Origin of the sequence: Pseudomonas sp. 9.1(2019) (assembly GCF_009910445.1) — a bacterium.
GTDB classification, from domain to species: Bacteria; Pseudomonadota; Gammaproteobacteria; order Pseudomonadales; family Pseudomonadaceae; genus Aquipseudomonas; species Aquipseudomonas paraversuta.
Window position 1 is genome coordinate 440983 of record NZ_VBWF01000002.1, and the last position, 20369, is coordinate 461351.

At 59.0% G+C, this 20369-nt stretch carries 21 protein-coding genes and 1 other RNA gene; 12 read left to right on the forward strand and 10 right to left on the reverse strand.

The window, feature by feature from the left end; translation table 11 throughout:
- The first annotated feature begins 61 nt into the window (after positions 1-61).
- The 4 genes from FEZ21_RS02685 to FEZ21_RS02700 all read left to right on the forward strand — a co-directional run bounded on the left by FEZ21_RS02685 (position 62) and on the right by FEZ21_RS02700 (position 3148).
- Positions 62-982, forward strand: coding sequence for an SPFH domain-containing protein (locus FEZ21_RS02685; RefSeq protein WP_003438363.1), 921 nt, complete (start codon positions 62-64; stop codon positions 980-982).
- 3 nt (positions 983-985) lie between these two features.
- Positions 986-1435, forward strand: coding sequence for an NfeD family protein (locus FEZ21_RS02690; RefSeq protein ID WP_160626397.1), 450 nt, complete (start codon positions 986-988; stop codon positions 1433-1435).
- 66 nt (positions 1436-1501) lie between these two features.
- Positions 1502-1816 (forward strand): DUF2388 domain-containing protein, encoded by a 315-nt coding sequence (locus FEZ21_RS02695; protein WP_003438359.1) that lies wholly within the window; start codon positions 1502-1504, stop codon positions 1814-1816.
- 189 nt (positions 1817-2005) lie between these two features.
- Positions 2006-3148, forward strand: a complete 1143-nt coding sequence (locus FEZ21_RS02700; RefSeq protein WP_127195663.1) for a DegT/DnrJ/EryC1/StrS aminotransferase family protein — start codon at positions 2006-2008, stop codon at positions 3146-3148.
- Between the two features lie 95 nt (positions 3149-3243).
- Here the strand turns inward: FEZ21_RS02700 and gcvH are convergent, their stop codons facing one another.
- The 8 genes from gcvH to FEZ21_RS02740 all read right to left on the reverse strand — a co-directional run bounded on the left by gcvH (position 3244) and on the right by FEZ21_RS02740 (position 12227).
- Positions 3244-3627 carry a glycine cleavage system protein GcvH gene (gcvH, locus tag FEZ21_RS02705; RefSeq protein WP_003438354.1) on the reverse strand — a complete coding sequence of 128 codons (384 nt, stop codon included), beginning with the start codon at positions 3625-3627 and terminating at the stop codon, positions 3244-3246.
- A 62-nt stretch (positions 3628-3689) separates the two neighbouring features.
- Entirely contained in the window at positions 3690-4772 is a 1083-nt protein-coding gene (gene gcvT / locus FEZ21_RS02710) for a glycine cleavage system aminomethyltransferase GcvT (protein ID WP_010656869.1), read from the reverse strand.
- A 156-nt stretch (positions 4773-4928) separates the two neighbouring features.
- Positions 4929-6545, reverse strand: coding sequence for an iron ABC transporter permease (locus FEZ21_RS02715; protein WP_003438348.1), 1617 nt, complete (start codon positions 6543-6545; stop codon positions 4929-4931).
- A 147-nt stretch (positions 6546-6692) separates the two neighbouring features.
- Complete coding sequence (locus FEZ21_RS02720) at positions 6693-7694, reverse strand: extracellular solute-binding protein (protein WP_010656871.1); 1002 nt, start codon at positions 7692-7694, stop codon at positions 6693-6695.
- A 119-nt stretch (positions 7695-7813) separates the two neighbouring features.
- On the reverse strand, positions 7814-9031 hold the full coding sequence (locus tag FEZ21_RS02725; RefSeq protein ID WP_178092360.1) for a 2-octaprenyl-3-methyl-6-methoxy-1,4-benzoquinol hydroxylase: 1218 nt from the start codon (positions 9029-9031) through the stop codon (positions 7814-7816).
- An 84-nt stretch (positions 9032-9115) separates the two neighbouring features.
- Complete coding sequence (gene ubiH, locus FEZ21_RS02730) at positions 9116-10303, reverse strand: 2-octaprenyl-6-methoxyphenyl hydroxylase (protein WP_160626401.1); 1188 nt, start codon at positions 10301-10303, stop codon at positions 9116-9118.
- Entirely contained in the window at positions 10300-11634 is a 1335-nt protein-coding gene (gene pepP, locus FEZ21_RS02735; protein ID WP_003438337.1) for a Xaa-Pro aminopeptidase, read from the reverse strand. The genes ubiH and pepP overlap by 4 nt, the downstream gene beginning before the upstream one ends.
- A gap of 29 nt (positions 11635-11663) precedes the next feature.
- Positions 11664-12227 (reverse strand): YecA family protein, encoded by a 564-nt coding sequence (locus FEZ21_RS02740; protein WP_003438334.1) that lies wholly within the window; start codon positions 12225-12227, stop codon positions 11664-11666.
- A gap of 134 nt (positions 12228-12361) precedes the next feature.
- On the opposite strand from FEZ21_RS02740, the gene FEZ21_RS02745 reads away from it, so the two are divergent.
- The 4 genes from FEZ21_RS02745 to FEZ21_RS02760 all read left to right on the forward strand — a co-directional run bounded on the left by FEZ21_RS02745 (position 12362) and on the right by FEZ21_RS02760 (position 13776).
- The gene (locus FEZ21_RS02745) at positions 12362-12571 is read left to right on the forward strand and encodes a TIGR02449 family protein (RefSeq protein ID WP_003438332.1); all 210 of its coding nucleotides are present in this window, start codon (positions 12362-12364) and stop codon (positions 12569-12571) included.
- Complete coding sequence (locus FEZ21_RS02750; protein ID WP_003438329.1) at positions 12568-12885, forward strand: cell division protein ZapA; 318 nt, start codon at positions 12568-12570, stop codon at positions 12883-12885. Before FEZ21_RS02745 ends, FEZ21_RS02750 begins: the two co-directional genes overlap by 4 nt.
- Positions 12886-12916: 31 nt before the next feature.
- A non-coding RNA gene (ssrS, locus tag FEZ21_RS02755) (6S RNA) lies at positions 12917-13094 on the forward strand.
- 82 nt (positions 13095-13176) lie between these two features.
- The gene (locus FEZ21_RS02760; protein ID WP_010656874.1) at positions 13177-13776 is read left to right on the forward strand and encodes a 5-formyltetrahydrofolate cyclo-ligase; all 600 of its coding nucleotides are present in this window, start codon (positions 13177-13179) and stop codon (positions 13774-13776) included.
- Between the two features lie 36 nt (positions 13777-13812).
- On the opposite strand, the gene FEZ21_RS02765 is transcribed toward FEZ21_RS02760, so the two are convergent.
- Positions 13813-13962, reverse strand: a complete 150-nt coding sequence (locus FEZ21_RS02765) for a hypothetical protein (protein ID WP_003438323.1) — start codon at positions 13960-13962, stop codon at positions 13813-13815.
- Positions 13963-14158: 196 nt separating this feature from the next.
- Between FEZ21_RS02765 and FEZ21_RS02770 the strand changes: the two genes are divergently transcribed.
- The 4 genes from FEZ21_RS02770 (at position 14159) to FEZ21_RS02785 (ending at position 19567) form a co-directional block, all read left to right on the forward strand.
- Positions 14159-14608: an EVE domain-containing protein gene (locus FEZ21_RS02770; protein ID WP_003438320.1), complete on the forward strand. Its 450-nt coding sequence runs from the start codon at positions 14159-14161 to the stop codon at positions 14606-14608.
- Positions 14609-14754: 146 nt separating this feature from the next.
- On the forward strand, positions 14755-15720 hold the full coding sequence (locus tag FEZ21_RS02775; RefSeq protein WP_003438317.1) for an HlyD family secretion protein: 966 nt from the start codon (positions 14755-14757) through the stop codon (positions 15718-15720).
- Positions 15717-18449, forward strand: coding sequence for a ribosome-associated ATPase/putative transporter RbbA (gene rbbA, locus FEZ21_RS02780; RefSeq protein ID WP_003438315.1), 2733 nt, complete (start codon positions 15717-15719; stop codon positions 18447-18449). Before FEZ21_RS02775 ends, rbbA begins: the two co-directional genes overlap by 4 nt.
- The gene (locus FEZ21_RS02785) at positions 18449-19567 is read left to right on the forward strand and encodes an ABC transporter permease (protein ID WP_010656875.1); all 1119 of its coding nucleotides are present in this window, start codon (positions 18449-18451) and stop codon (positions 19565-19567) included. Before rbbA ends, FEZ21_RS02785 begins: the two co-directional genes overlap by 1 nt.
- Before the next feature lie 43 nt (positions 19568-19610).
- Here FEZ21_RS02785 and FEZ21_RS02790 read toward each other — a convergent pair whose 3' ends face one another.
- Entirely contained in the window at positions 19611-20015 is a 405-nt protein-coding gene (locus FEZ21_RS02790) for a flagellar basal body-associated protein FliL (protein WP_010656876.1), read from the reverse strand.
- Positions 20016-20369 lie beyond the last annotated feature (354 nt).

The window sequence follows — 20369 nt, forward strand, 5'->3', positions numbered from 1 at the left end:
GCCGTTGAGTGCATACAATCAGGTCGGTTCTTTCCCCTTACACCTCGAACAAGGAATTGTCATGCAAGTGGGTACAGTGGTCCTGTTATTTGTCGCCTTGGCTATCGCCGTGCTTTTCATGGGGTTCAAGGTCGTGCCCCAAGGTTATCAGTGGACAGTAGAACGCTTCGGCCGCTACACCAACACCCTGAAACCGGGCCTGAATATCATCATTCCGGTCATGGATCGCATCGGACGCAAGATCAACGTGATGGAAAGCGTGCTGGATATCCCGCCTCAGGAAGTCATAACTGCCGACAACGCCACCGTACAAATCGATGCCGTGTGTTTTTTCCAGGTGGTCAACACGGCCCAGGCGGCATATGAGGTCAATAACCTCGAGCATGCCATCCGTAACCTGCTGCAAACCAACATCCGCACGGTGCTCGGCTCCATGGAGCTGGATGCCATGCTCAGCCAGCGGGACGGCATCAATGAAAAACTGCTGCGCACTGTTGATGAAGCCACGGCGCCATGGGGGATCAAGATCACCCGTATCGAGATCAAGGACATCAGCCCGCCCGCAGACCTGATGGCCGCCATGTCCGGCCAGATGAAAGCCGAGCGCATCAAGCGTGCGCAAATCCTTGAGGCTGAAGGCCTTCGGGCCTCGGCAATTTTAACCGCCGAAGGTAAAAAGCAGGCGCAGATCCTCGAAGCTGAAGGCGGCCGCCAGGCGGCTTTTCTCGAGTCCGAAGCCCGGGAGCGCCAGGCCGAAGCCGAAGCCCGGGCGACCCAGGTAGTGTCCGAAGCCATTGCCAATGGCAACGTGCAGGCGATCAACTACTTCGTCGCGCAAAAATACATCGATGCCCTGGGCAAGCTGGCCTCTGCCAATAACAGCAAGGTCATCCTCATGCCGCTGGAGGCCAGCCAGGTCATCGGCGCGGTGGGCGGTATCGGCGAAATCGTTAAAGCCACCTTCGATAACAAAAAGGTCTGAGGCATGTGGGAGTTCCTGCAAAACCTGAACTACTGGGACTGGCTGGCACTGGGTACGGTGCTGCTGATTCTGGAAGTGTTCGGCGCCGGTGGTTATCTGCTTTGGGCAGGCATTGCCGCGATCATCGTCGGGACCGTGACCTTCCTGATACCGGGCCTGGCCTGGACCCTGCAGTTCCCTCTGTTTGGCGTACTGGCGATTCTCACCGCGCTGTACTGGTGGAAACGCCAGCGTGGCGCTATCGCCAGTAGCGATCAACCGGACCTGAATCGCCGGGGACACGAGCTGATCGGTCGCACCTTTGTCGTTCAACAGGCGATAGTCGGGGGAAGGGGTAAAATCAAGGTCGGTGACGGGGTATGGATGGTGACAGGGCCCGATGCTGACGTCGGCACCCGGGTTCGGGTAACAGCCCAGAACGGGACGGTGCTAAGCGTAGAAGTTACTGCATGAGGTTACGGAACTCCCGGCCGTTAACTAGAATCAAAGTTGGTAATTAACCTATTCGGAGTCACTGTCATGCGTCTCAAATATGCTGTCGCCGCGATCGCCCTGCTATCCCTTCCTGTTGGTTCTGCAATGGCCGACACTTTTTGGCGCAATGTGCTGTCTTCCGGCGCGACCACCGGCTCCACCTACCTGACCTTCAAAAAAGACCGCAAAGTAATCGCCGCCCAGGATGACGCCGGGAGCTTTGTTGCCAGCAACGGTTCGATCCGCGGCCCTTATCTGGAATCCGCCATGCAGCAAGTGCGTGCCGATAACCCGCAACTGAAAGTCAGTGACATGGATCTGGCCAACGCCATCCTGGCGAAAAACGCGACTGTCGAGTAACGCCTCTAGCCACTGGCGCTGGTTGCCATGGAATTGCTGGGCCGCTGCCCCCGGCGGCCCTGAAGACCAGGCACCCGGGCCAGGAGCTCAGGACTGGTCATTCAGCCCCTAGACAGAAATTTCACCCGATGTGAGCCATGCTATGGGTATGCTTTGCCCACCCAAACTCACATCGGACGTATTGCTTCCATGAGCTCACTGCCTTTCCTGCCGTTTTCCAAACCCACCATTGATGAAGCCACCATTGCTGCGGTTGGCGACGTGCTGCGCTCAGGCTGGATCACCAGCGGGCCCAAGGTTCAGGCTTTCGAAGCACAGCTGTCCGAGTACTTTGGCGGTCGCCCGGTGCGTACCTTCAACTCCGGCACCTGCACCATGGAAATCGCTCTGCGCATCGCGGGTATCGGTGCCGGTGATGAAGTGATCACCACTTCTATTTCATGGGTCGCCACGGCCAATGTGATCCTCGAAGTGGGCGCCACACCGGTGTTCGCCGATATCGACCCGGTTACGCGCAATATCGACCTGGCCCAGGTCGAGGCCGCCATCACCCCGCGTACCAAGGCCATCATTCCGGTGTATTTGTCGGGCTTGCCGGTGGACATGGACGCGTTGTACGCGCTGGCCAAAAAATACAACCTGCGCGTAGTCGAAGATGCCGCCCAGGCTCTGGGCTCCAGCTGGAACGGGCAACGCATCGGCGCACGCGGCGATTTCGTTTCTTTCAGTTTTCAGGCCAACAAAAACATCACCTCGTCCGAAGGCGGGTGTCTGGTGCTGAACAATGAAGAAGAAGCGCGGCTGGCCGAGAAATATCGCCTGCAAGGGGTTACTCGTACCGGTTTCGACGGTCTGGATGTCGACGTGCTTGGTGGCAAGTTCAACATGACCGATATTGCAGCGGCCATTGGCCTGGGGCAGTTTGCCCATATCGAAGCCATTACCGCCCATCGCCGGCAATTGGCAAAACATTACTTCGAATGTTTTGGCCCTGACTTTGAAGCCGAATACGGCGCGCAACTGCCGGTGGCTGACTTCAACAATACCAACTGGCATTTGTTCCAGCTGGTGCTGGCGGAGCGCAAAGATGGCGAACCTGCCCGTGCCACCTTCATGAAAGACATGCAGGCACTGGGCGTCGGCGTGGGCTATCACTACCCGCCGATTCATTTGCTGAGTTTGTATCGTGCTCAAGGCTTCAAGGAGGGGATGTTGCCGATTGCAGAGCGCGTGGGCCGGCTGATCGTGTCGCTACCGATGTTTACCGCCATGACCAAGGCCGATGTGGAACGCTCTGTAGCGGCGGTTAAAGCGGTGTTGAAAGACGCTTGAGTATTTAGAACAACTGCAGGAGCGAGCTTGCCTTGCGCTCTTTTGATCTTCTGAAAGATCGCGAGCAAGGACGCTCCCACAGGAACAGGCCGGGGTTACTCGCCGATTGCGGCTTTGTAACCGGCAGCATCCAGCAGCTTTTCCAGTTCCGCGGTGTTGCTTGGCTTGAGCTTGAAGATCCAGCTGGCGTAGGGTTCGCTGTTCAGCGACTCAGGGCTATCGGCCAGTGCTTCGTTAACGGCAATGACTTCGCCCGACACCGGCGAGTAGATATCCGAAGCAGCTTTTACCGACTCCACGACTCCCGCAGTATCACCGGCGGCAAACACTTTGCCGACTTCGGCCAGCTCAACAAACACCACATCCCCCAAGGCTTCCTGAGCGTGATCGCTGATGCCGACAGTAACCGTACCATCAGCTTCCAGACGGGCCCACTCATGACTTTCAGCAAAGCGCAGGTCAGCAGGGATATCGCTCATATTCAGTGTCCTCAAGAAGAAATTTCAGCGGCTCACACAGCGTGTTTGCCCGCCAGTAAACATTAGATCAAGGCTTTGCCAAGACGCACAAAAGTCGGTTTAACCACGCGAACCGGATACCACTTACCACGAATTTCGACCTCGGCACGATCGGCCGTTGCCACTGGAACCCGTGCCAAGGCAATCGATTTGCTCAGCGTAGGAGAGAAACTACCACTGGTTATCTCTCCTTCGCCAACATCAGCGATACGAACCACCTGATGAGCCCGCAGGACACCCCGCTCTTCGAGTACCAGACCCACCAGTTTGAGCTTCACTCCGCTGGCCTTTTCGGCCTCCAGCGCTTCGCGGCCAATGAATTTTCGCGAGGACGGTTCCCACGCGATGGTCCAGGCCATGTTGGCGGAAAGTGGCGAGACAGACAGATGAATATCCTGTCCGTAGAGGTTCATGCCGGCTTCAAGACGCAAGGTATCGCGAGCGCCCAGGCCAATAGGCGAGATACCGGCGCCCACCAGGTCGTTAAAGAAAGCCGGGGCCTGATCGGCCGGAAGCAGAATTTCCAGACCGTCTTCGCCGGTATAGCCGGTGCGCGCGATAAACCAGTCACCACAGCTCTGCCCTTCGAAGGGCTTGAGTTGCTGGATCAACTGGCTGCGGGCCTGATTCACCAGCTCGGCCACCTTATGCCGGGCCTGAGGTCCCTGAATTGCCAGCAAAGCCAGTTCGGAACGCTCGTGCAGCTCAACGGCATAGCCTTGAGCCTGAGCCGCCATCCAGGCCAGATCCTGATCACGGGTAGCGGCGTTGACAATAAGCCGATAGCCCTCGGGCATGAGGTAGACAATCATGTCGTCGACCACACCGCCCTGCTCATTGAGCATGGCGCTGTAAAGAGCACGGCCGGGCGTGTTCAGACGTTCGACATCGTTGGCCAATAAATGCTGGAGCCATTCCTTGGCCTGATTACCGGTGACGTCAATCACGGTCATATGCGAGACATCAAAAACTCCACAGTCGCGGCGCACCTCATGGTGTTCCTCGACTTGCGAGCCGTAATGCAAGGGCATATCCCAACCGCCAAAATCGACCATCTTCGCGCCAAGGGCGAGATGCAGGTCATACAGAGGCGTACGCTGTCCCATGGGTTTCTCCTTCCGGGCTTGGCGAAGGTGCGGACAGGCTTGTTTTGGGCCCCAGCCCTCTTAAAGAGGGCTTGATGCGTTTAACAGAGAACCTGGCCTGACAGACAGACCGCACCGAATGCCGCGCATTGTATCCACATGGGGAGGGACTGGCACCTAACCGATTCGATGTGCCGAGCGACGGATCAGCCCGATGACCGGCAATAAACCGACCAGCACCAACGTCAGCGCCGGTAACGAGGCCCGCGCCCACTCACCTTCACTGGTCATCTCAAAGATCCGAACCGCCAGCGTGTCCCACCCGAACGGGCGCATCAGCAAGGTAGCAGGCATCTCTTTGAGCACATCGACAAATACCAGCAGCGCAGCACTCAGGGTGCCCGGCAGCAATAACGGCAGATACACTTTGATAAACAGTCGCGGGCCACTCACCCCCAGGCTGCGGGCCGCTTCAGGCAAAGAAGGCCGGATGCGCGCCAGGCTGTTTTCCAGCGGGCCGTAAGCCACAGCAATAAAGCGCACCAGATATGCCAGCAGCAAGGCCGACAGGCTGCCCAGCAAGAGCGGCTTGCCTGCTCCTCCGAGCCAGCCTGATACCGGGATCACCAGCTCACGATCCAGATAGCTGAAAGCCAGCATGATCGATACCGCCAGCACCGATCCCGGCAATGCATAGCCCAGGTTCGCCAGACTGACCCCGGCGCGGATAGCCGGAGTGGGCGCCTGTCGTCGGGCAAACGCCAGCACCAGCGCCACGCTGACGGTGATCAGGGCGGCCATGGCGCCCAGATACAGGGTGTGCAGAATCAGGCCGGTATAACGCTCATCAAGATCAAAGCGCCCGCGCTGCCAGAACCACACCACCAATTGCAGCATCGGGATCACGAAAGCGCAGGCGAACACCAGCAAGCACCAGCTGCTGGCCAGCCACGCCTTGGCCCCCCGCAAGTGATACAAGGCCTTGGCCCGGGGCCGCTCGTTACTGGCGCGACTGGCACCCCGGGCCCGGCGTTCGCCATAGAGCACGAGCATCACCACCAGCAGCAGCAAACTGGCCAGTTGCGCAGCGGTGGACAGGCTGAAAAAGCCGTACCAGGTTTTGTAGATGGCCGTGGTAAAGGTGTCGAAGTTGAACACCGACACGGCGCCGAAATCGGCCAGGGTCTCCATCAGTGCCAGCGCCACCCCCGCACCAATTGCCGGGCGTGCCATTGGCAGTGCCACACGCCAGAACGCCTGCCACGGACTCTGGCCCAACACCCGGGCCGCTTCCATCAGGCCTTTGCCCTGAGCGAGAAATGCGCTGCGCGCCAACAAGTAAACGTAGGGGTAGAACACCAGAATCAGCACGATAATCACGCCGCCGGTGGAGCGCACCCTTGGCAGCCGCAGGCCCATGCCGAACCATTCCCGCAGCAGGGTTTGCACCGGACCGGCAAAGTCCAGCAGGCCGACAAAAACAAATGCCAGCACATAGGCAGGAATCGCGAACGGCAGCATCAGCGCCCAGTCCAGCCAGCGCCTGCCGGGGAACTCGCACAGGCTGGTTAACCACGCCAGGCTCACGCCCAGCAGCGTCACGCCTATGCCGACCCCCACGATCAGGGTGAGGGTGTTGCCCAGCAGGCGCGGCATCTGCGTATCCCACAGGTGGCTCCAGATCTGTGCGTCAATGCTTTGCCAGGACAACAGCAGAACGCTCAGCGGCAACAGCACCAGAGCGGCAATGACAAAAACCAGTGGATACCAGCGACGTTGGGCAGGATGGGCCACGAAAAACTCTCGGAAGTTGTTTGGAAGTACCGATAACAAATATGGGAGCGGGCTTGCTGGCGATAGCCTCAGCCCGGTCTCCTACAGAAACCACGCTGATGCTATCGCGGGCAAGCCCGCTCCCACAGGTAAAACTTCAGTTTTTTATCAGTTCCAGCCAGCACGATCCATCATGCGGATAGCTTCTGCCTGGCGCTTGCCTGCGACTTCAACCGGCAGTTCATCGGCCTTGAAGTTACCCCAGCTGGCCACTTCGGCTGAAGGTGCAACAGTCGGGTTGGCCGGGAATTCCTGGTTGGTCCCGGCAAAAATCGCCTGGGCTTCAGGGGTGGTCATCCACTCCACCAACGCCTTGGCCGCTTCAGGATGCGGAGCGTATTTGGTCAGGCCAATACCCGACAGGTTGACGTGAACGCCGCGGTCCGCCTGGTTCGGCCAGAACAGTTTCACCGCCAGATCCGGCTTCTGCTTGTGCAGACGGCCATAGTAGTAAGTGTTGACGATGCCGACGTCGCACTGCCCGGCGTTGATCGCCTCCAGCACTGCGATGTCATCCGAGAACACATCGGTAGACAGGTTATTCACCCAGCCCTTGAGGATTTCTTCAGTTTTCTGCGGGCCATTCACTTCGATCATGGTGGCGGTCAGCGACTGGTTATAAACCTTCTTGGCGGTGCGCAGGCACAGGCGGCCTTCCCACTTTTTGTCCGCCAGGGCTTCGTAAGTCGACAGTTCTTCAGGTTTGACCCGGTCAGAGGCGTAGGCAATGGTTCGCGCACGCAAACTCAAGCCTGTCCACTCGTGGGAGGAAGAGCGGTATTGAGGCGGGATATTTTTATCGATCACGTCAGATTTGAGCGGCTGCAAAATGCCCATTTGCTCGGCCTGCCACAGGTTGCCGGCATCCACAGTCAGCAACAGGTCAGCAGTAGCGTTCTGCCCTTCGGCCTTGATGCGCTGCATCAGCGGCGCTTCCTTGTCGGTGATGAACTTGACCTTGACCCCGGTTTTGGCGGTGTAGGCGTCAAATACCGGCTTGATCAGCTCGTCGATGCGCGAGGAGTAGACCACCACTTCATCGGCAGCAAAGGCACTGCTCCCGAAAACAGTAAGGGCCAGGGCAGTCAGTAGACGCTTGGGTACCAACATGGAGGGCGGTCTCTCTTAATGCGAATCGGGCGTAAATGGTAGTGAATCACATTTGCCATCTCAACCTAACTCGCCCTAGAGCCGTTACCAGATGTTGCAAGAAACGCCTTCTGCAGGTCTCAGGCTTTGGCCAGCGGCGGCAAGTCGCCGGTCAGGCCCAGCGCCTGACGCACAAACAGCGCTTTGGCTTCGGGCATTTGATTGACCCATTTCAACCCGCTGTTACGCAGCAAGCGGGCGGTCAACGAATCTGACTGGAACAGGCGCTCAAAACCTTCCATCGCCGCCATCAACGCCAGGTTGTGCGGCATGCGGCGGCGCTCGAAACGGCTCAGTACCCGCACATCCGCCAGCCGTTCGCCACGATCCACCCCGTGCAACAGCACATCTGCCAGCACCGCTGCATCGAGGAAGCCCAGATTCACCCCCTGCCCGGCCAGGGGGTGGATGGTGTGTGCCGCATCGCCGATCAATGCCAGGCCTTCGGCCACATAACGCTTGGCGTGACGCTGGCGCAGAGGCACGCAGACCCGCGGGTCTGCACTCACAACCTTGCCCAGCCGGCCTTCGAAGGCCAGCTCCAGCTCGCGGCAGAATCCGTCGTCATCCAGCGCCATCAGGTGCGCGGCCTGCTCAGGGGTGGTCGACCAGACGATTGAGCACCAATCCTGCTGGCCATCACGCTGCAGTGGCAAAAACGCCAGTGGCCCGTGATCGGTAAAACGCTGCCAGGCGGTCTGCTGATGGGGTTCTGCGCACCGCACGCTGGTGACGATGGCGTGATGCTGGTAATCCCACTCACGGGTCTCACAGCCGGTCAGGCGGCGCACAGCCGAGTTGGCACCGTCGGCGGCAATCACTACCGGTGCCCGCAGGGTGCGTCCATCGGCCAGGGTCAGCAGCCAGTCGTCAGCGGAACGACGCATTTGCTCCAGCCGTGCATTGGCCAGCAGTTGGATATCCGTGGCTTGCAGGCACTCCAGCAGCGCATCCTGGATCACCCGGTTTTCAACGATATGGCCCAGCACCTCGGCATGCACACTGGCCGCCGAGAAGTGGATCTGCCCCGTGCCGCTGCCATCCCACACGTGCATGTGCGAATACGGACTGGTACGCCGCCGGGCAATCCCGTCCCAGGCTCCCAGGCGTTGCAGGATGCGCTGACTGGCGGCCGACAAGGCACTGACCCTGGGTTCGAACGGGGCCTGCGGGCTGAACGGTTTGACATCCAGCGGGCTGCCATCGAGCAGCAGAATTTTCAGTCCGCTGTCCTTGAGCGCCAGTGCCAAAGCACTACCGACCATTCCGGCCCCGACAATCAGCAGATCTGCGCGCATTTCCATGCTTTAAGCCTGTCTCGCTAGCGGCATACGCCGCACTTGAAAAATGGTCCGACACGGGGCATGCCCCGGCCGTCATTATTAACTGTCGGCGCGGGTGCCCAGCCCCATCGCCTGGCGGGCAAACCAGCGTTTGGCCGGCGGCAACAAATCGAGGCCGAGCAAGCCAAGGTTACGCCCCAGCGATACCAATGGCTGCTCACTGCCGAACACCCGTGTTACCTGGTCCGAGAAGCCAATTGTCAGTTGCTGGTCGAGTTTTTGCCGCTGTTGATAACTCAGCAGCGTGGCAAAATCACCGGGCTTTTTTTCGCTCGCCAACAAGGCGTCGGCCAATGCCTGCGCATCGCGCAAGGACAGGTTGAAACCCTGGCCGGCAATCGGGTGCAGACTGTGAGCCGCGTTGCCCAGAATAGTCAGGTGCGGGCGTACCTGCTCTTCGGCTTCGACCAGCGAAAGCGGGTACAAATGCCGTGCGCCGACCTGCTTGAGGGTGCCCAGGCGGTAGCCGAATACAGCCTGCAACTCGCTGAGGAAGCTGCGCTCATCCAGTGCTGCCAGGCGCCGGGCATCCATCCCAAGACGGGTCCATACCAGCGCACAACGGTTGTCGGGCAATGGCAGCAAGGCCATCGGACCTTCATCGGTGAAACGCTCGAACGCCATTCCGGCGTGGGGCTGGCTCGGGGTGATGTTGGCAATTAGCGCACTTTGATCGTATGGCCGCTTGCGCACATGAATCCCCAACTGCTCGCGCAAGCCCGAGCGACCGCCATCGGCCAGCACTGCCAGGTCGCAGTCGAGCGTGGTTTCGTCATTGAGCGTCAAGCGGTAGCCATCTTCGAGCGGCTGCATGTGGATAACTTCAGCCGGGCAACGCCAGCTGATCACGTCCGGGTCCAGACTTTTCCACAGGCTTTGGCCGAGCCAGGTGTTTTCGACCACATACCCGAGCGCCGGAACCCCTTCTTCGCTGGACGACAAACGAGCCGTGGAAAAACGCCCGCGATCGGACACGTGAATGTCCTTGATCGGCTCGGCACGCTCGGCAATGGCTTGCCAAAGCCCCATCCGCTCGTAGATTTGCCGCGCACCATAACTAAGCGCCGACGAGCGGGCATCGTAGCTCGGCTGATAACTGTTGCCGGGAGCAAACGGCTCGATCAATACGATTTTCCAGCCCCGGGCCTTGGCCCCGGCCTGCAGTGCCAAGGCAAGACTGGCACCGACCAGTCCGCCACCGATGATCGCCAGACTGACCCGGTTCATACCGCGCCCGCTCGTGCTGCAGCCATCAAGGCTTCGATATCCGCGACGGTTTTCGGCACGTCGCCGGTCAAGACCTCACAGCCCTGTTTGGTGACCACTACGTCGTCCTCAATGCGCACCCCGATGCCGCGCCATTTTTTGGCGACATTCAGATTATTCGGGCTGATGTAGATGCCGGGCTCAACCGTCAGGGTCATGCCGACTTCCAGCACGCGCCATTCACCGCCCACCTTGTATTCACCCACGTCATGCACATCGAGCCCCAGCCAGTGGCCAGCGCGATGCATGTAAAAGGGTTTATAGGCTTCGCTGGCAATCAGTTGATCCACATCGCCCTGCAACAGGCCCAGTTCGACCAGCCCCGCCGTGATCACCTGAACCGTGGCTTCGTGGGCCTGGTTCCAGTGTTTGTCGGGCGCGATCTGGGCAAACGCGGCTTCCTGGGACGCCAGCACCAGTTCGTATATGGCTTTTTGTTCAGGCGAGTACTTGCCGCCGACCGGGAATGTACGGCTGATATCACTGGCGTAGCAGTCGATCTCACACCCGGCATCAATCAATACCAGGTCGCCATCCTTGAGCAGGGCGTCATTTTCCTGGTAGTGCAGGATGCAGCTGTTATCGCCAGAGGCGACGATCGAGCCATAGGCTGGCATTTTTGCCCCGCTTTTACGGAATTCATAATCCAGTTCGGCCTCGAGGCTGTACTCATGCAAACCGGCACGGCTGGCCTGCATGGCGCGCACATGGGCGCGAGCCGAGATTTGCGCCGCATGGCGCATGACCTTGATCTCTGCCGCCGATTTATACAGGCGCATGTCATGCAGCAGATGATCCAGAGCAACGAATTCGTTGGGCGGCTGAGCACCGAGGTTCGCCTTGGAGCGGATCGTGTTGATCCACTCCATCAGGTTGCGATCAAAATCGGGGTTGCTGCCCATCGCCGAATACACCCGGTCACGACCTTCAATCAGCCCCGGCAGGATGTCGTCAATGTCAGTGATGGGAAACGCATCGTCTGCGCCGAAGTCGCGGATCGCGCCTTCTTGCCCGGCCCGCAAGCCGTCCCACAGCTCACGCTCGGCATTGCGCTCGCGGCAAAACAGTACGTATTCACCGTGGGCCCGGCCCGGAATCAGGACAATCACCGCCTGGGGCTCTGGAAAGCCGCTCAGATACTGGAAATTGCTCTCCTGGCGGTAAACATGTTCGACATCGCGATTACGAATTGCCACTGGCGCAGCAGGAAGAATCGCAATGCTGTTGGGCTCCATCTGCGCCATGAGCGCCTTGCGGCGACGTGTGTATTCCGATTTCGGGATATGGATCATGGGCAGACGGGTTCCCTCTTGACGATCAATCAGTGCAGCGAAGGCTTGGCAGCCGCAGGCTCAGCAGTTTTTTTGGTTTCAGTGAACAGCAACAGCGGCGCGACGCGCAGGTATTCCATCACTTCCATGTAGTCGCTTTCGCCGTCTTCGGATTCTTCCAGGGCATCTTGCACCTGGGAAATGGCCGCCAGATCGTTCAGCACTTCTTTACCTTCAAGACTCAAGGCATTGTCACGGTAGTTCAGGCCGAAACCGGCCAGGAAACCCTGACACCACTCACCCAGGGCGATGGCGCGTTCAGTCAGCGGCGCATCATCGGTAGGCAACAGCAACACGACGGTCATGTCGTCGCCGGTCAGTTCGCCTTTAACCATTTCTTGCAAACCGATCAGGGCATTGCGTACGTTGTCACTGATTTCATTTTCGCTTTGGAACAGCTCTTTGGCATCCGCCAGCCAGCCGTCGTGGTCAAAGCCGGCGCCAGCAGCGCTGCGACCCAACAACAGGCCGTGCAGTTCTGCAGGCGAAACATTATGGCCGCTGGAGGTCAGCAGGGTGGCAAAGGCTTGATACGGGGAATTCTGAATAGGCATGGTCAGCTAGGCGCCAAGCGGCGCTATGTCTAGAATGGAGGCCTTGTATCCTAGCATCGGCAGACGTGCCAGACCATCGAGGCGTCAACTCGTTTGACGGTTACCATCCATCAGAAAATACACAGTAGGACACAATGGAAGACACCGACCTGCATGCACTGATGGCCAGGCTCGAGCTGCTGATCAGCCGCGTCGAGCAACTTAACCGTCAAAACGGACTCTTAGTAGCTCAGGAAAAAACTTGGCGCGAGGAACGCGCGCACCTCATTGAAAAAAACGAAATCGCCCGACACAAGGTGGAATCGATGATTTCGCGCCTCAAAGCCCTGGAGCAAGACTCATGAGTACTAGCAGCAGCGTCACCGTGCACATCCTCGATAAAGAATATTCGATCATGTGCCCCCAGGAAGAACGCACCAATCTGGTGAGTGCCGCCCGCTATCTGGATGGCAAAATGCGGGAAATCCGCAGCAGCGGCAAAGTTATTGGCGCCGACCGTATCGCCGTAATGGCCGCCCTGAATATCACCCACGATCTGTTGCACAGACAGGAAATCGCCGAAGTTCAGCCCAACGGCTCAACTCGCGAACAGGTGCGCGACCTGCTGGAGCGCGTCGATCTGGTGCTCGCCACTGATCCGAACGAACGTCAGAGCTGATTCAAAAGGTTTCTTTGGGGTATACTCGCGCCACTCCCTGGAGTATTCGCCAGTTAGCGATGTCCCTGAGCCGATTCGCACTACCCTGGAGCTTGCACGTTGGACCGGTGTGCATGTCCGCTCGACGGAAAGCCTTAAGGTCTACTGCAACTTCCACCTTGAACTTTCGGGTTCAAGGGCCAAGCCGACAGCGGTACGTCGGGGAGCCTGATTTCCAGCGCAATGCCGGCCATGAGCTGGCATTGCCTTTCACGAGCCAACCGTCCGGTGAACTCGATCTTGAACAGCACCATGACCGAACCTGCGACACGCCCGCAACTTCGACGACTGCTGCGCAAAGCCCGCCGCGAACTTTCGCCCTGCGAGCAACGCCAGGCTGCCCGCGGCCTGTACCGGCAACTGGCGCAACACCCGCTGTTTCGCCGCGCCAGACATATCTCGCTGTACCTTCCCACTGACGGTGAAATCGATCCGCGCCTGCTGCTGCGTGAAGCACAGCGTCGGGGCAAGATTACTTACCTGCCCGTGCTCAGCGCATGGCCACGAACCAAGATGGTGTTTCAGCGCGTTGCACCCGGTGAAAAACTGATCCCCAATCGCTTTCGAATTCTCGAACCCCGAATCAACCGCGCACGCCAGCGCAAGGTCTGGGCACTGGACCTGGTGCTGTTGCCGCTGGTGGGGTTTGATCAAGCCGGGGGACGACTGGGCATGGGCGGCGGCTTTTATGACCGCAGCCTGGCCTATCTGGCCCGTCGCCAAAGCTGGCGCAAGCCGACACTGTTAGGGCTGGCCCACGAATGTCAGAAAGTAGAGAGTCTGGCCCAGGCCAGTTGGGATGTGCCGCTACAGGGTACGGTCTCGGACAAGCAGTGGTACGTAGCCCACTGACTGCCAGGGCGTCTCTGTCAAATTGACTGGAAGTGTCTAGCGCTTGAAAGGTTGTACCTGTTGCTGCGCCAGTTCCATCGAGGTGTCGGTCGAAGTTGACCAGAGGCTTTGCGCATAACCCGTTGTAACCACGCCCAAACCGAACAAAATAACCAAAATCCACAGTAAATCCGGTTTGCGTTTCATCGATTGCCCCCCTTCAGGCAAATCAACACGATGACAGCAACGGTTTTTGTTATAGGCCGTGCAGCAGCGTCAAGCTTAAAATCCCGGCATTCTGAGGCAACACGAACTGACACGCAAACGCTGGCGTCAACCGACTGTCGGTTTACAAATATCTTGCCAGACAAAATGACCAGGCAGCATTTGAGGAGCAGTGAAAATGGCCTATTGGTTGATGAAATCCGAGCCCGACGAGTTCTCTATCAAGGATTTGCAGAAGATTGGCGAAGCGCGCTGGGATGGCGTGCGTAACTATCAGGCGCGCAACTTTATACGGAGCATGAGCACCGGCGACGAGTTCTTCTTCTACCATTCCAGCTGCCCCGAGCCTGGGATTGCCGGGGTTGGCCGAATCGTCCAGTCCGCGTATCCGGACCCCACGGCCCTGGACCCCGAAAGCCACTATTTCGACCCCAAGGCCAGCGCCGAAAAAAACCCGTGGAGTGCATTGCAAGTGGCACACGTGCAAACCTTCCCCAGGGTCATCAAGCTCGACTACCTGAAACAACAAAGCGCGCTGGCCGAAATGCCACTGGTACAAAAAGGCAGCCGCCTCTCAGTCATGCCCGTAACTGCCGAGCAATGGGCAGTGGTGCTGGGCCTGCTTTAGTAACACTCGGCTCCCGGGTTGAATCCGCCCCGGCTCCGGCAACATCCTGTATTAGCGTCTAGGCTCTCAACTTCCTTTGACTGGCATCAAGCCTGCGCGGCCTTGAAACAGTCAAACTAGAGCGCTCTGTGACACAGGATGTCGGCATGTCTAAGAATCACCGTCTTTCCCATTACTTCGTTATTCCTTTGGCAATATTGCTGATTGCCGCAGGCGGGTTCGGTTACTGGAAATCCCTGCACGACCGCCTCCCTGAAGGGATCAGCATGGGCAACGGTCGACTCGAGTCCACGGAAGTGCAGATCGCCGCGAAGATTCCGGGCCGCCTGGCCGAGGTTCTGGTCGATGAAGGTGATCACGTGACCAAGGGCCAGTTACTGGCCCGCATGGACACCCGCACCCTTGAAGCCACCCGCGCCCAGGCCCAGGCCGAAGTACAGCGCGCACGTGAGGCCCTGGCGGCCAATGAAGCCAACGTGCAATTGCGCCAAAGCGAAAAACTGCTGGCCAGTCAGGAGCTCAAACGCTTTCGCCAACTGTCCGAACGCGGTTTTGCCAGCGCCCAGCTGCTAGATCAGCAACAGGCAAAATTCAATACCAGCAACTCCGCGGTGGTTGCCGCACAGGCTCAAGTTGCCGCCGCCAAAGCCGCCATCGTGTCCAGCGAAGCGCACGTCGCGCAACTCACCAGTGAAATAGAAGACAGCAGCCTGCGAGCGCCAATCAACGGGGTGATCCAGTTGCGCCTGGCCGAGCCCGGCGAAGTGCTGGGCTCCGGTGGGCGGGTATTCATGCTGATCGACCCGAGCGACCAGTACATGAATCTGTACTTGCCCGCCTCGGTGGTCGGCAAGCTGGCGGTTGGCGCTCAAGCCCGCATCGTGCTCGACGCCCTGCCCGATCAGCCACTGCCGGCAAAAATCTCCTTTGTCGCCGCCAAATCGCAGTTCACCCCCAAAGAAGTCGAAACCCGTGACGAGCGGCAAAAACTGGTGTTCCGGGTCAAGCTGCGCCTGACCGACCCGGCCGCCGTACCTCAAGCAAAACCGGGCATGCCGGGAGCCGGTTATGTTCGGACCAGCGACGTGAACTGGCCGGCTAACCTGCAATGAGCGACCTGGCGCTCAACGCCAGTGGCATCAGCCACAGGTACGGCAAACAACAAGCTCTGCTAGACATTGCCTTCAGCCTGCCAAAAGGCACGCGCTGCGGGCTGATTGGCCCGGATGGCGCGGGCAAGTCGAGCTTGCTGGGGCTGATTGCCGGGGTCAAAAAACTACAGCAAGGCTCACTGCAAGTGCTTGGCGGCCCCATTGACGACCGCCGCCATCGCAACACCCTGTATCCGCTGATTGCCTTTATGCCCCAGGGCCTGGGCGGCAATCTTTATCCGGAATTGTCGATCAGCGAGAACATCCGTTTTTTTGGCACTCTGTTTGGCTTGTCCAGAGATGACTGCGAACAGCGTATGGCGCAGTTGCTCAAGGCTACCGACCTTGAGCGCTTTGCCGAACGCCCCGCAGGCAAGCTGTCCGGCGGGATGAAGCAAAAGCTCGGGCTATGTTGCGCGCTGATCCACGAGCCGGACCTGCTGATCCTCGACGAACCCACCACCGGTGTCGACCCGCTGTCACGGCGACGTTTCTGGGAGCTGGTGGATGACGTACGCAGTCAACGCCCACAACTCACATTGCTGGTCGCAACGGCCTACATGGAAGAGGCCGAGCAATTCGAACACTGCCTGATGCTGGATCGCGGCAAGTTGATTGCGGCCGGATTGAGCCGGGAACTGGCAGCCGTCACCACTACCGGCAAGCTGGATGAAGCCTTTACCCACTACCAGGGCGACAGCGCTCATAACAATGAACCCCTGGTGATACCGCCACGCACCAGCGACAACAGCGACATCGCCATTGAGGCCCACAACCTGACCCTCAAATTCGGCGACTTCACCGCGGTCAACAACGTCAGCTTTGCCATTGGCCGGGGCGAGATTTTCGGCTTTTTGGGCTCTAACGGCTGCGGCAAGACCACCACCATGAAAGTGCTGACCGGCCTGATGCCCGCCACGCAAGGCAGCGCCAGGCTGCTGGGTAATCCGGTTAACGCCAAAGACCTGGCCACCCGCAAGCGCGTAGGTTTCATGTCGCAGAGCTTCTCGCTGTACGGCGAATTGAGCGTACGCCAGAACCTGGTATTGCATGCCCAACTCTTCGACTTGCCCAAGGCGCAAAGCCAGACCCGGATCGAGGAGCTGATCCAGCGCTTCGACCTCGCAGAGGTTGCCGAGCAACAATCCGGCGAACTGCCATTAGGTCTGCGCCAGCGCTTGTCCCTGGCAGTGGCGGTGTTGCATCGCCCCGAAGTGCTGATCCTCGATGAGCCCACCTCCGGCGTCGACCCCGCCGCGCGGGATGACTTCTGGCGCCTGTTGATCGAACTGTCCCGCGAGCAGGGGGTGACGATCTTTCTGTCCACCCACTTTATGAACGAGGCGCAACGCTGTGACCGGATTTCGCTGATGCACGCAGGCAAGGTACTGGCCTGCGACACCCCGGATGCGCTGCAAAAACAGTTCCACGGCGACACCCTGGAGGCGGCATTTGTCACCTGCCTGGAAGAAGCGCAAAACGATCCGGCCGCCAACGTGGCAACCCAAGCCGAGCCGCCACCGGCAGCTGCCGTGAATGCACCACCGCCACCGGGCAAAACCGGCTTCAGCATGGCCCGGCTGATTGCCGTCGCCAGCCGCGAATCCAAAGAATTACTGCGGGACAAGGTGCGCATGGCATTCGCCCTGCTGGGCGCGGTGTTCATGATGGTCATTTTTGGCTACGGCATTTCCCTGGATGTGGAAAACCTCGCCTTCGCCGTGTACGACCAGGATCAAAGCCCCCAGAGCCGCGCCTACCTTGAAGCCTTTCGCAGTTCGCGTTATTTCGAGGAGCACGCGCCCATCCAGAGCGCAGACCAATTGCACGAACGCCTGCAGCGTTCCGAAATCAAGATCGCCCTGGAAATCCCGCCGGGCTTCGGTCGTGATCTTTACGCCGGACGCCAGCCCACCGTGGCCGCCTGGCTCGACGGCGGCATGCCGTTTCGGGCCGAAACCAGCCGCAACTATGTCGAAGCCGTACACTCGGCCAACCTTGAGCAACTGGCCGCACAAAGCAGCCTGGCGCAAAACAAGCAGGTAATGGCCAGGCTGGAAACCCGGTTCCGCTATAACCAGGACGTGATCAGCGTGAATGCCATCGGCCCCGGGGTGATGGCGCTGATTCTCGCGTTTATCCCGGCGATGCTCACGGCACTGGGCATCGTGCGGGAAAAAGAACTGGGCTCGATCACCAACTTTTACGCCACGCCACTGACCCGGCTGGAATTTCTGCTAGGCAAACAGGCTCCCTACCTGGCGGTGAGCCTGGTCAACCTGGCATTGCTGGTGGCGATGAACCGCTGGCTGTTCGGCGTGCCGTTTAAAGGCAGCGGACTCACACTGGCATTGGGCGGACTCTTGTATGTACTGGCCACCACCAGCATGGGCCTGCTGATCTCCGCATTCACCCGCACCCAGATCGCGGCAATCCTGGGCACCATGATCATCACCAGCCTGCCGACCATTCAGTTCTCCGGGCTGATCGTGCCGCGCTCCTCCCTCGACGGATCTGCGGCGCTGATGGGCATGCTGTTCCCGGCCGGACACTTTCTCGACATAGCCGTAGGCACCTTCACCAAAGCCCTGGACCTTCGTCAGCTGTGGCCGCAATGCCTGGCACTGTTGGGGTTCTTTGTCGTGTTCACCGGACTGAGCCTGATCATGCTCAAGAAGCAGGAGGTTTGATGCACAAGCTCTCGCACATCCTGCGCCTGGGTCTTAAAGAACTCACCAGCCTGCGTCACGACAGTGTCTTGCTCCTGTTTTTGCTCTATGCCTTCACCGTAGCTATCTATATGCCAGCGGCCGGCTCGATCATCGGCGTGCATAACGCCAGCGTGGCCATCGTCGATGAAGACCACAGCCAGTTATCGCGCAAACTGGCGGAGTCGCTGCTACCGCCCGAATTCCAGGCACCGCAGGACTTGCCTTACGATCAGCTGGACCAGTCGATGGACAGCGGCCGCTACACCTTTGTGATCAACCTGCCGGCCAACTTCCAGGCCGACTTGCTGGCCGGACGCGAACCGGGCGTACAGGTCAACGTTGATGCCACGGCCATGAGCCAGGCATTTATGGGGGCGGGGTATATCGGCCGGATCTTCCAGCGCGAACTGCTCAACTACACCGGGCAGGCCGATGCCGCGGCCAATACGCCGGCGCTGCTCAGCAGCCGCGCGTTGTTCAACCCCAACCTGGAGGGCGGCTGGTTTCTGGCGGTGATCCAGATCGTCAACAACATCACCATCCTGGCCATCGTCCTGACCGGCACTGCGCTGCTGCGCGAGCGTGAACACGGCACCCTCGACCACCTGCTGGTCCTGCCACTGACGGCACTGGAAATCATGCTCGCAAAAATCTGGAGCAACATGCTGGTGGTGGTGCTGTGTACCTGGATATCGCTGGAAGTCGTGGTGAAATGGGCCCTCGGCGTGCCGCTGGCGGGGTCGTTGACCCTGTTTTTACTGGTAACGGCACTTTACCTGTTTGCCAGTACCGCACTGGGAATCTTCCTCGCGACCCTGGCCCGCTCAACGCCGCAGTTCGGTTTGCTGGCGATCCCGGTGATCATTCCGATGCTCCTGCTATCGGGCGGGAGCACCCCGCTGGACAGCATGCCCGAATGGTTGCAATGGGTGATGCAGTGCTCGCCCTCGACGCACTTTGTGAGCCTGAGTGCGGCGATATTGTTTCGCGATGCGGGGGTAGAAGTGGTGTGGCCGGACCTGTTGGCACTGACCACTATTGGCCTGGTATTTTTCGCCATTGCCCTTGCGCGGTTTCGCAAGAGCCTGGCGTCTTAGTCATGGGACTGAACACATGCCTGCAGACGCCAGGCCCGGACACTTACTGAACGATTAAATTGTTAAACAGCAAATCCTCGACCATCGGCTTGCCGGTCTCTTCGAGCATCACCTGCTGAATCTGTTTCAAGGCCTCCTGGCGCAGCTTCTCCTTGGCTTCAACGCTGCCCAGGCTTGCGCTGGTCTGCTGGGTAAACAAACCCACCAACTGATTACGAATCAACGGATCATTGGCTTTCACCGCCTTGGCCGCCTCGGCTCCGGACACGCGCAACGAAATGTCCGCCTTGTACACCTTGAGCCTGGAACTGCCATCGAGCCCGTAGTTACCCACGAACGGCGGGTTCAGGGTGACATAGCTGACCTTGGCAGCGCCCTCTTCGGCTTCTTCTGCAAGCGCCACCATCGGCCAGGACAGGGCCAGCATCAATACAATCCACGCTTTCACAATTCGCTCCTCGGTACGGGTTGAAGAAGCAGCCGGGGCTGCTTGCACATCTATTTCTGGTTATCGGCCAGTTAGCGCAAAGCCGTAGGGCTCCGATCCTGGCGTGAGACAGATCCGAATAAACGGACAGACCTGCCCTTTAATTTTTTATCCACAGCCCGTTTCTCCAGGCCTGTGGACAGTTTGACCCGTTGCGTCTGCCAAGCGGGCTGTGGAAGGTTTCACCCCCGGGCAACAGGTTCACAAATGAAAGTGCTCTGTGGGATTTTTCCTATAACAGCAGAAAGTAAGGCCTGTCATTTTCAGTAACGAAAATGTAACGTTCGCGCTCGCTGATATAACAAGAAATTTGGA

Coding starts and splice junctions, on each gene's coding strand:
- gcvH (WP_003438354.1), bottom strand. CDS start 3,627: ATGAGCGATATCCCTGCTGACCTGCGCTTTGCTGAAAGTCATGAGTGG.
- FEZ21_RS02785 (WP_010656875.1), top strand. CDS start 18,449: ATGCACAAGCTCTCGCACATCCTGCGCCTGGGTCTTAAAGAACTCACC.
- FEZ21_RS02740 (WP_003438334.1), bottom strand. CDS start 12,227: ATGCCTATTCAGAATTCCCCGTATCAAGCCTTTGCCACCCTGCTGACC.
- pepP (WP_003438337.1), bottom strand. CDS start 11,634: ATGATCCATATCCCGAAATCGGAATACACACGTCGCCGCAAGGCGCTC.
- FEZ21_RS02685 (WP_003438363.1), top strand. CDS start 62: ATGCAAGTGGGTACAGTGGTCCTGTTATTTGTCGCCTTGGCTATCGCC.
- rbbA (WP_003438315.1), top strand. CDS start 15,717: ATGAGCGACCTGGCGCTCAACGCCAGTGGCATCAGCCACAGGTACGGC.
- FEZ21_RS02765 (WP_003438323.1), bottom strand. CDS start 13,962: ATGAAACGCAAACCGGATTTACTGTGGATTTTGGTTATTTTGTTCGGT.
- FEZ21_RS02695 (WP_003438359.1), top strand. CDS start 1,502: ATGCGTCTCAAATATGCTGTCGCCGCGATCGCCCTGCTATCCCTTCCT.
- FEZ21_RS02775 (WP_003438317.1), top strand. CDS start 14,755: ATGTCTAAGAATCACCGTCTTTCCCATTACTTCGTTATTCCTTTGGCA.
- FEZ21_RS02700 (WP_127195663.1), top strand. CDS start 2,006: ATGAGCTCACTGCCTTTCCTGCCGTTTTCCAAACCCACCATTGATGAA.
- FEZ21_RS02750 (WP_003438329.1), top strand. CDS start 12,568: ATGAGTACTAGCAGCAGCGTCACCGTGCACATCCTCGATAAAGAATAT.
- FEZ21_RS02725 (WP_178092360.1), bottom strand. CDS start 9,031: ATGCGCGCAGATCTGCTGATTGTCGGGGCCGGAATGGTCGGTAGTGCT.
- FEZ21_RS02745 (WP_003438332.1), top strand. CDS start 12,362: ATGGAAGACACCGACCTGCATGCACTGATGGCCAGGCTCGAGCTGCTG.
- FEZ21_RS02770 (WP_003438320.1), top strand. CDS start 14,159: ATGGCCTATTGGTTGATGAAATCCGAGCCCGACGAGTTCTCTATCAAG.
- gcvT (WP_010656869.1), bottom strand. CDS start 4,772: ATGGGACAGCGTACGCCTCTGTATGACCTGCATCTCGCCCTTGGCGCG.
- FEZ21_RS02690 (WP_160626397.1), top strand. CDS start 986: ATGTGGGAGTTCCTGCAAAACCTGAACTACTGGGACTGGCTGGCACTG.
- FEZ21_RS02760 (WP_010656874.1), top strand. CDS start 13,177: ATGACCGAACCTGCGACACGCCCGCAACTTCGACGACTGCTGCGCAAA.
- ubiH (WP_160626401.1), bottom strand. CDS start 10,303: ATGAACCGGGTCAGTCTGGCGATCATCGGTGGCGGACTGGTCGGTGCC.
- FEZ21_RS02720 (WP_010656871.1), bottom strand. CDS start 7,694: ATGTTGGTACCCAAGCGTCTACTGACTGCCCTGGCCCTTACTGTTTTC.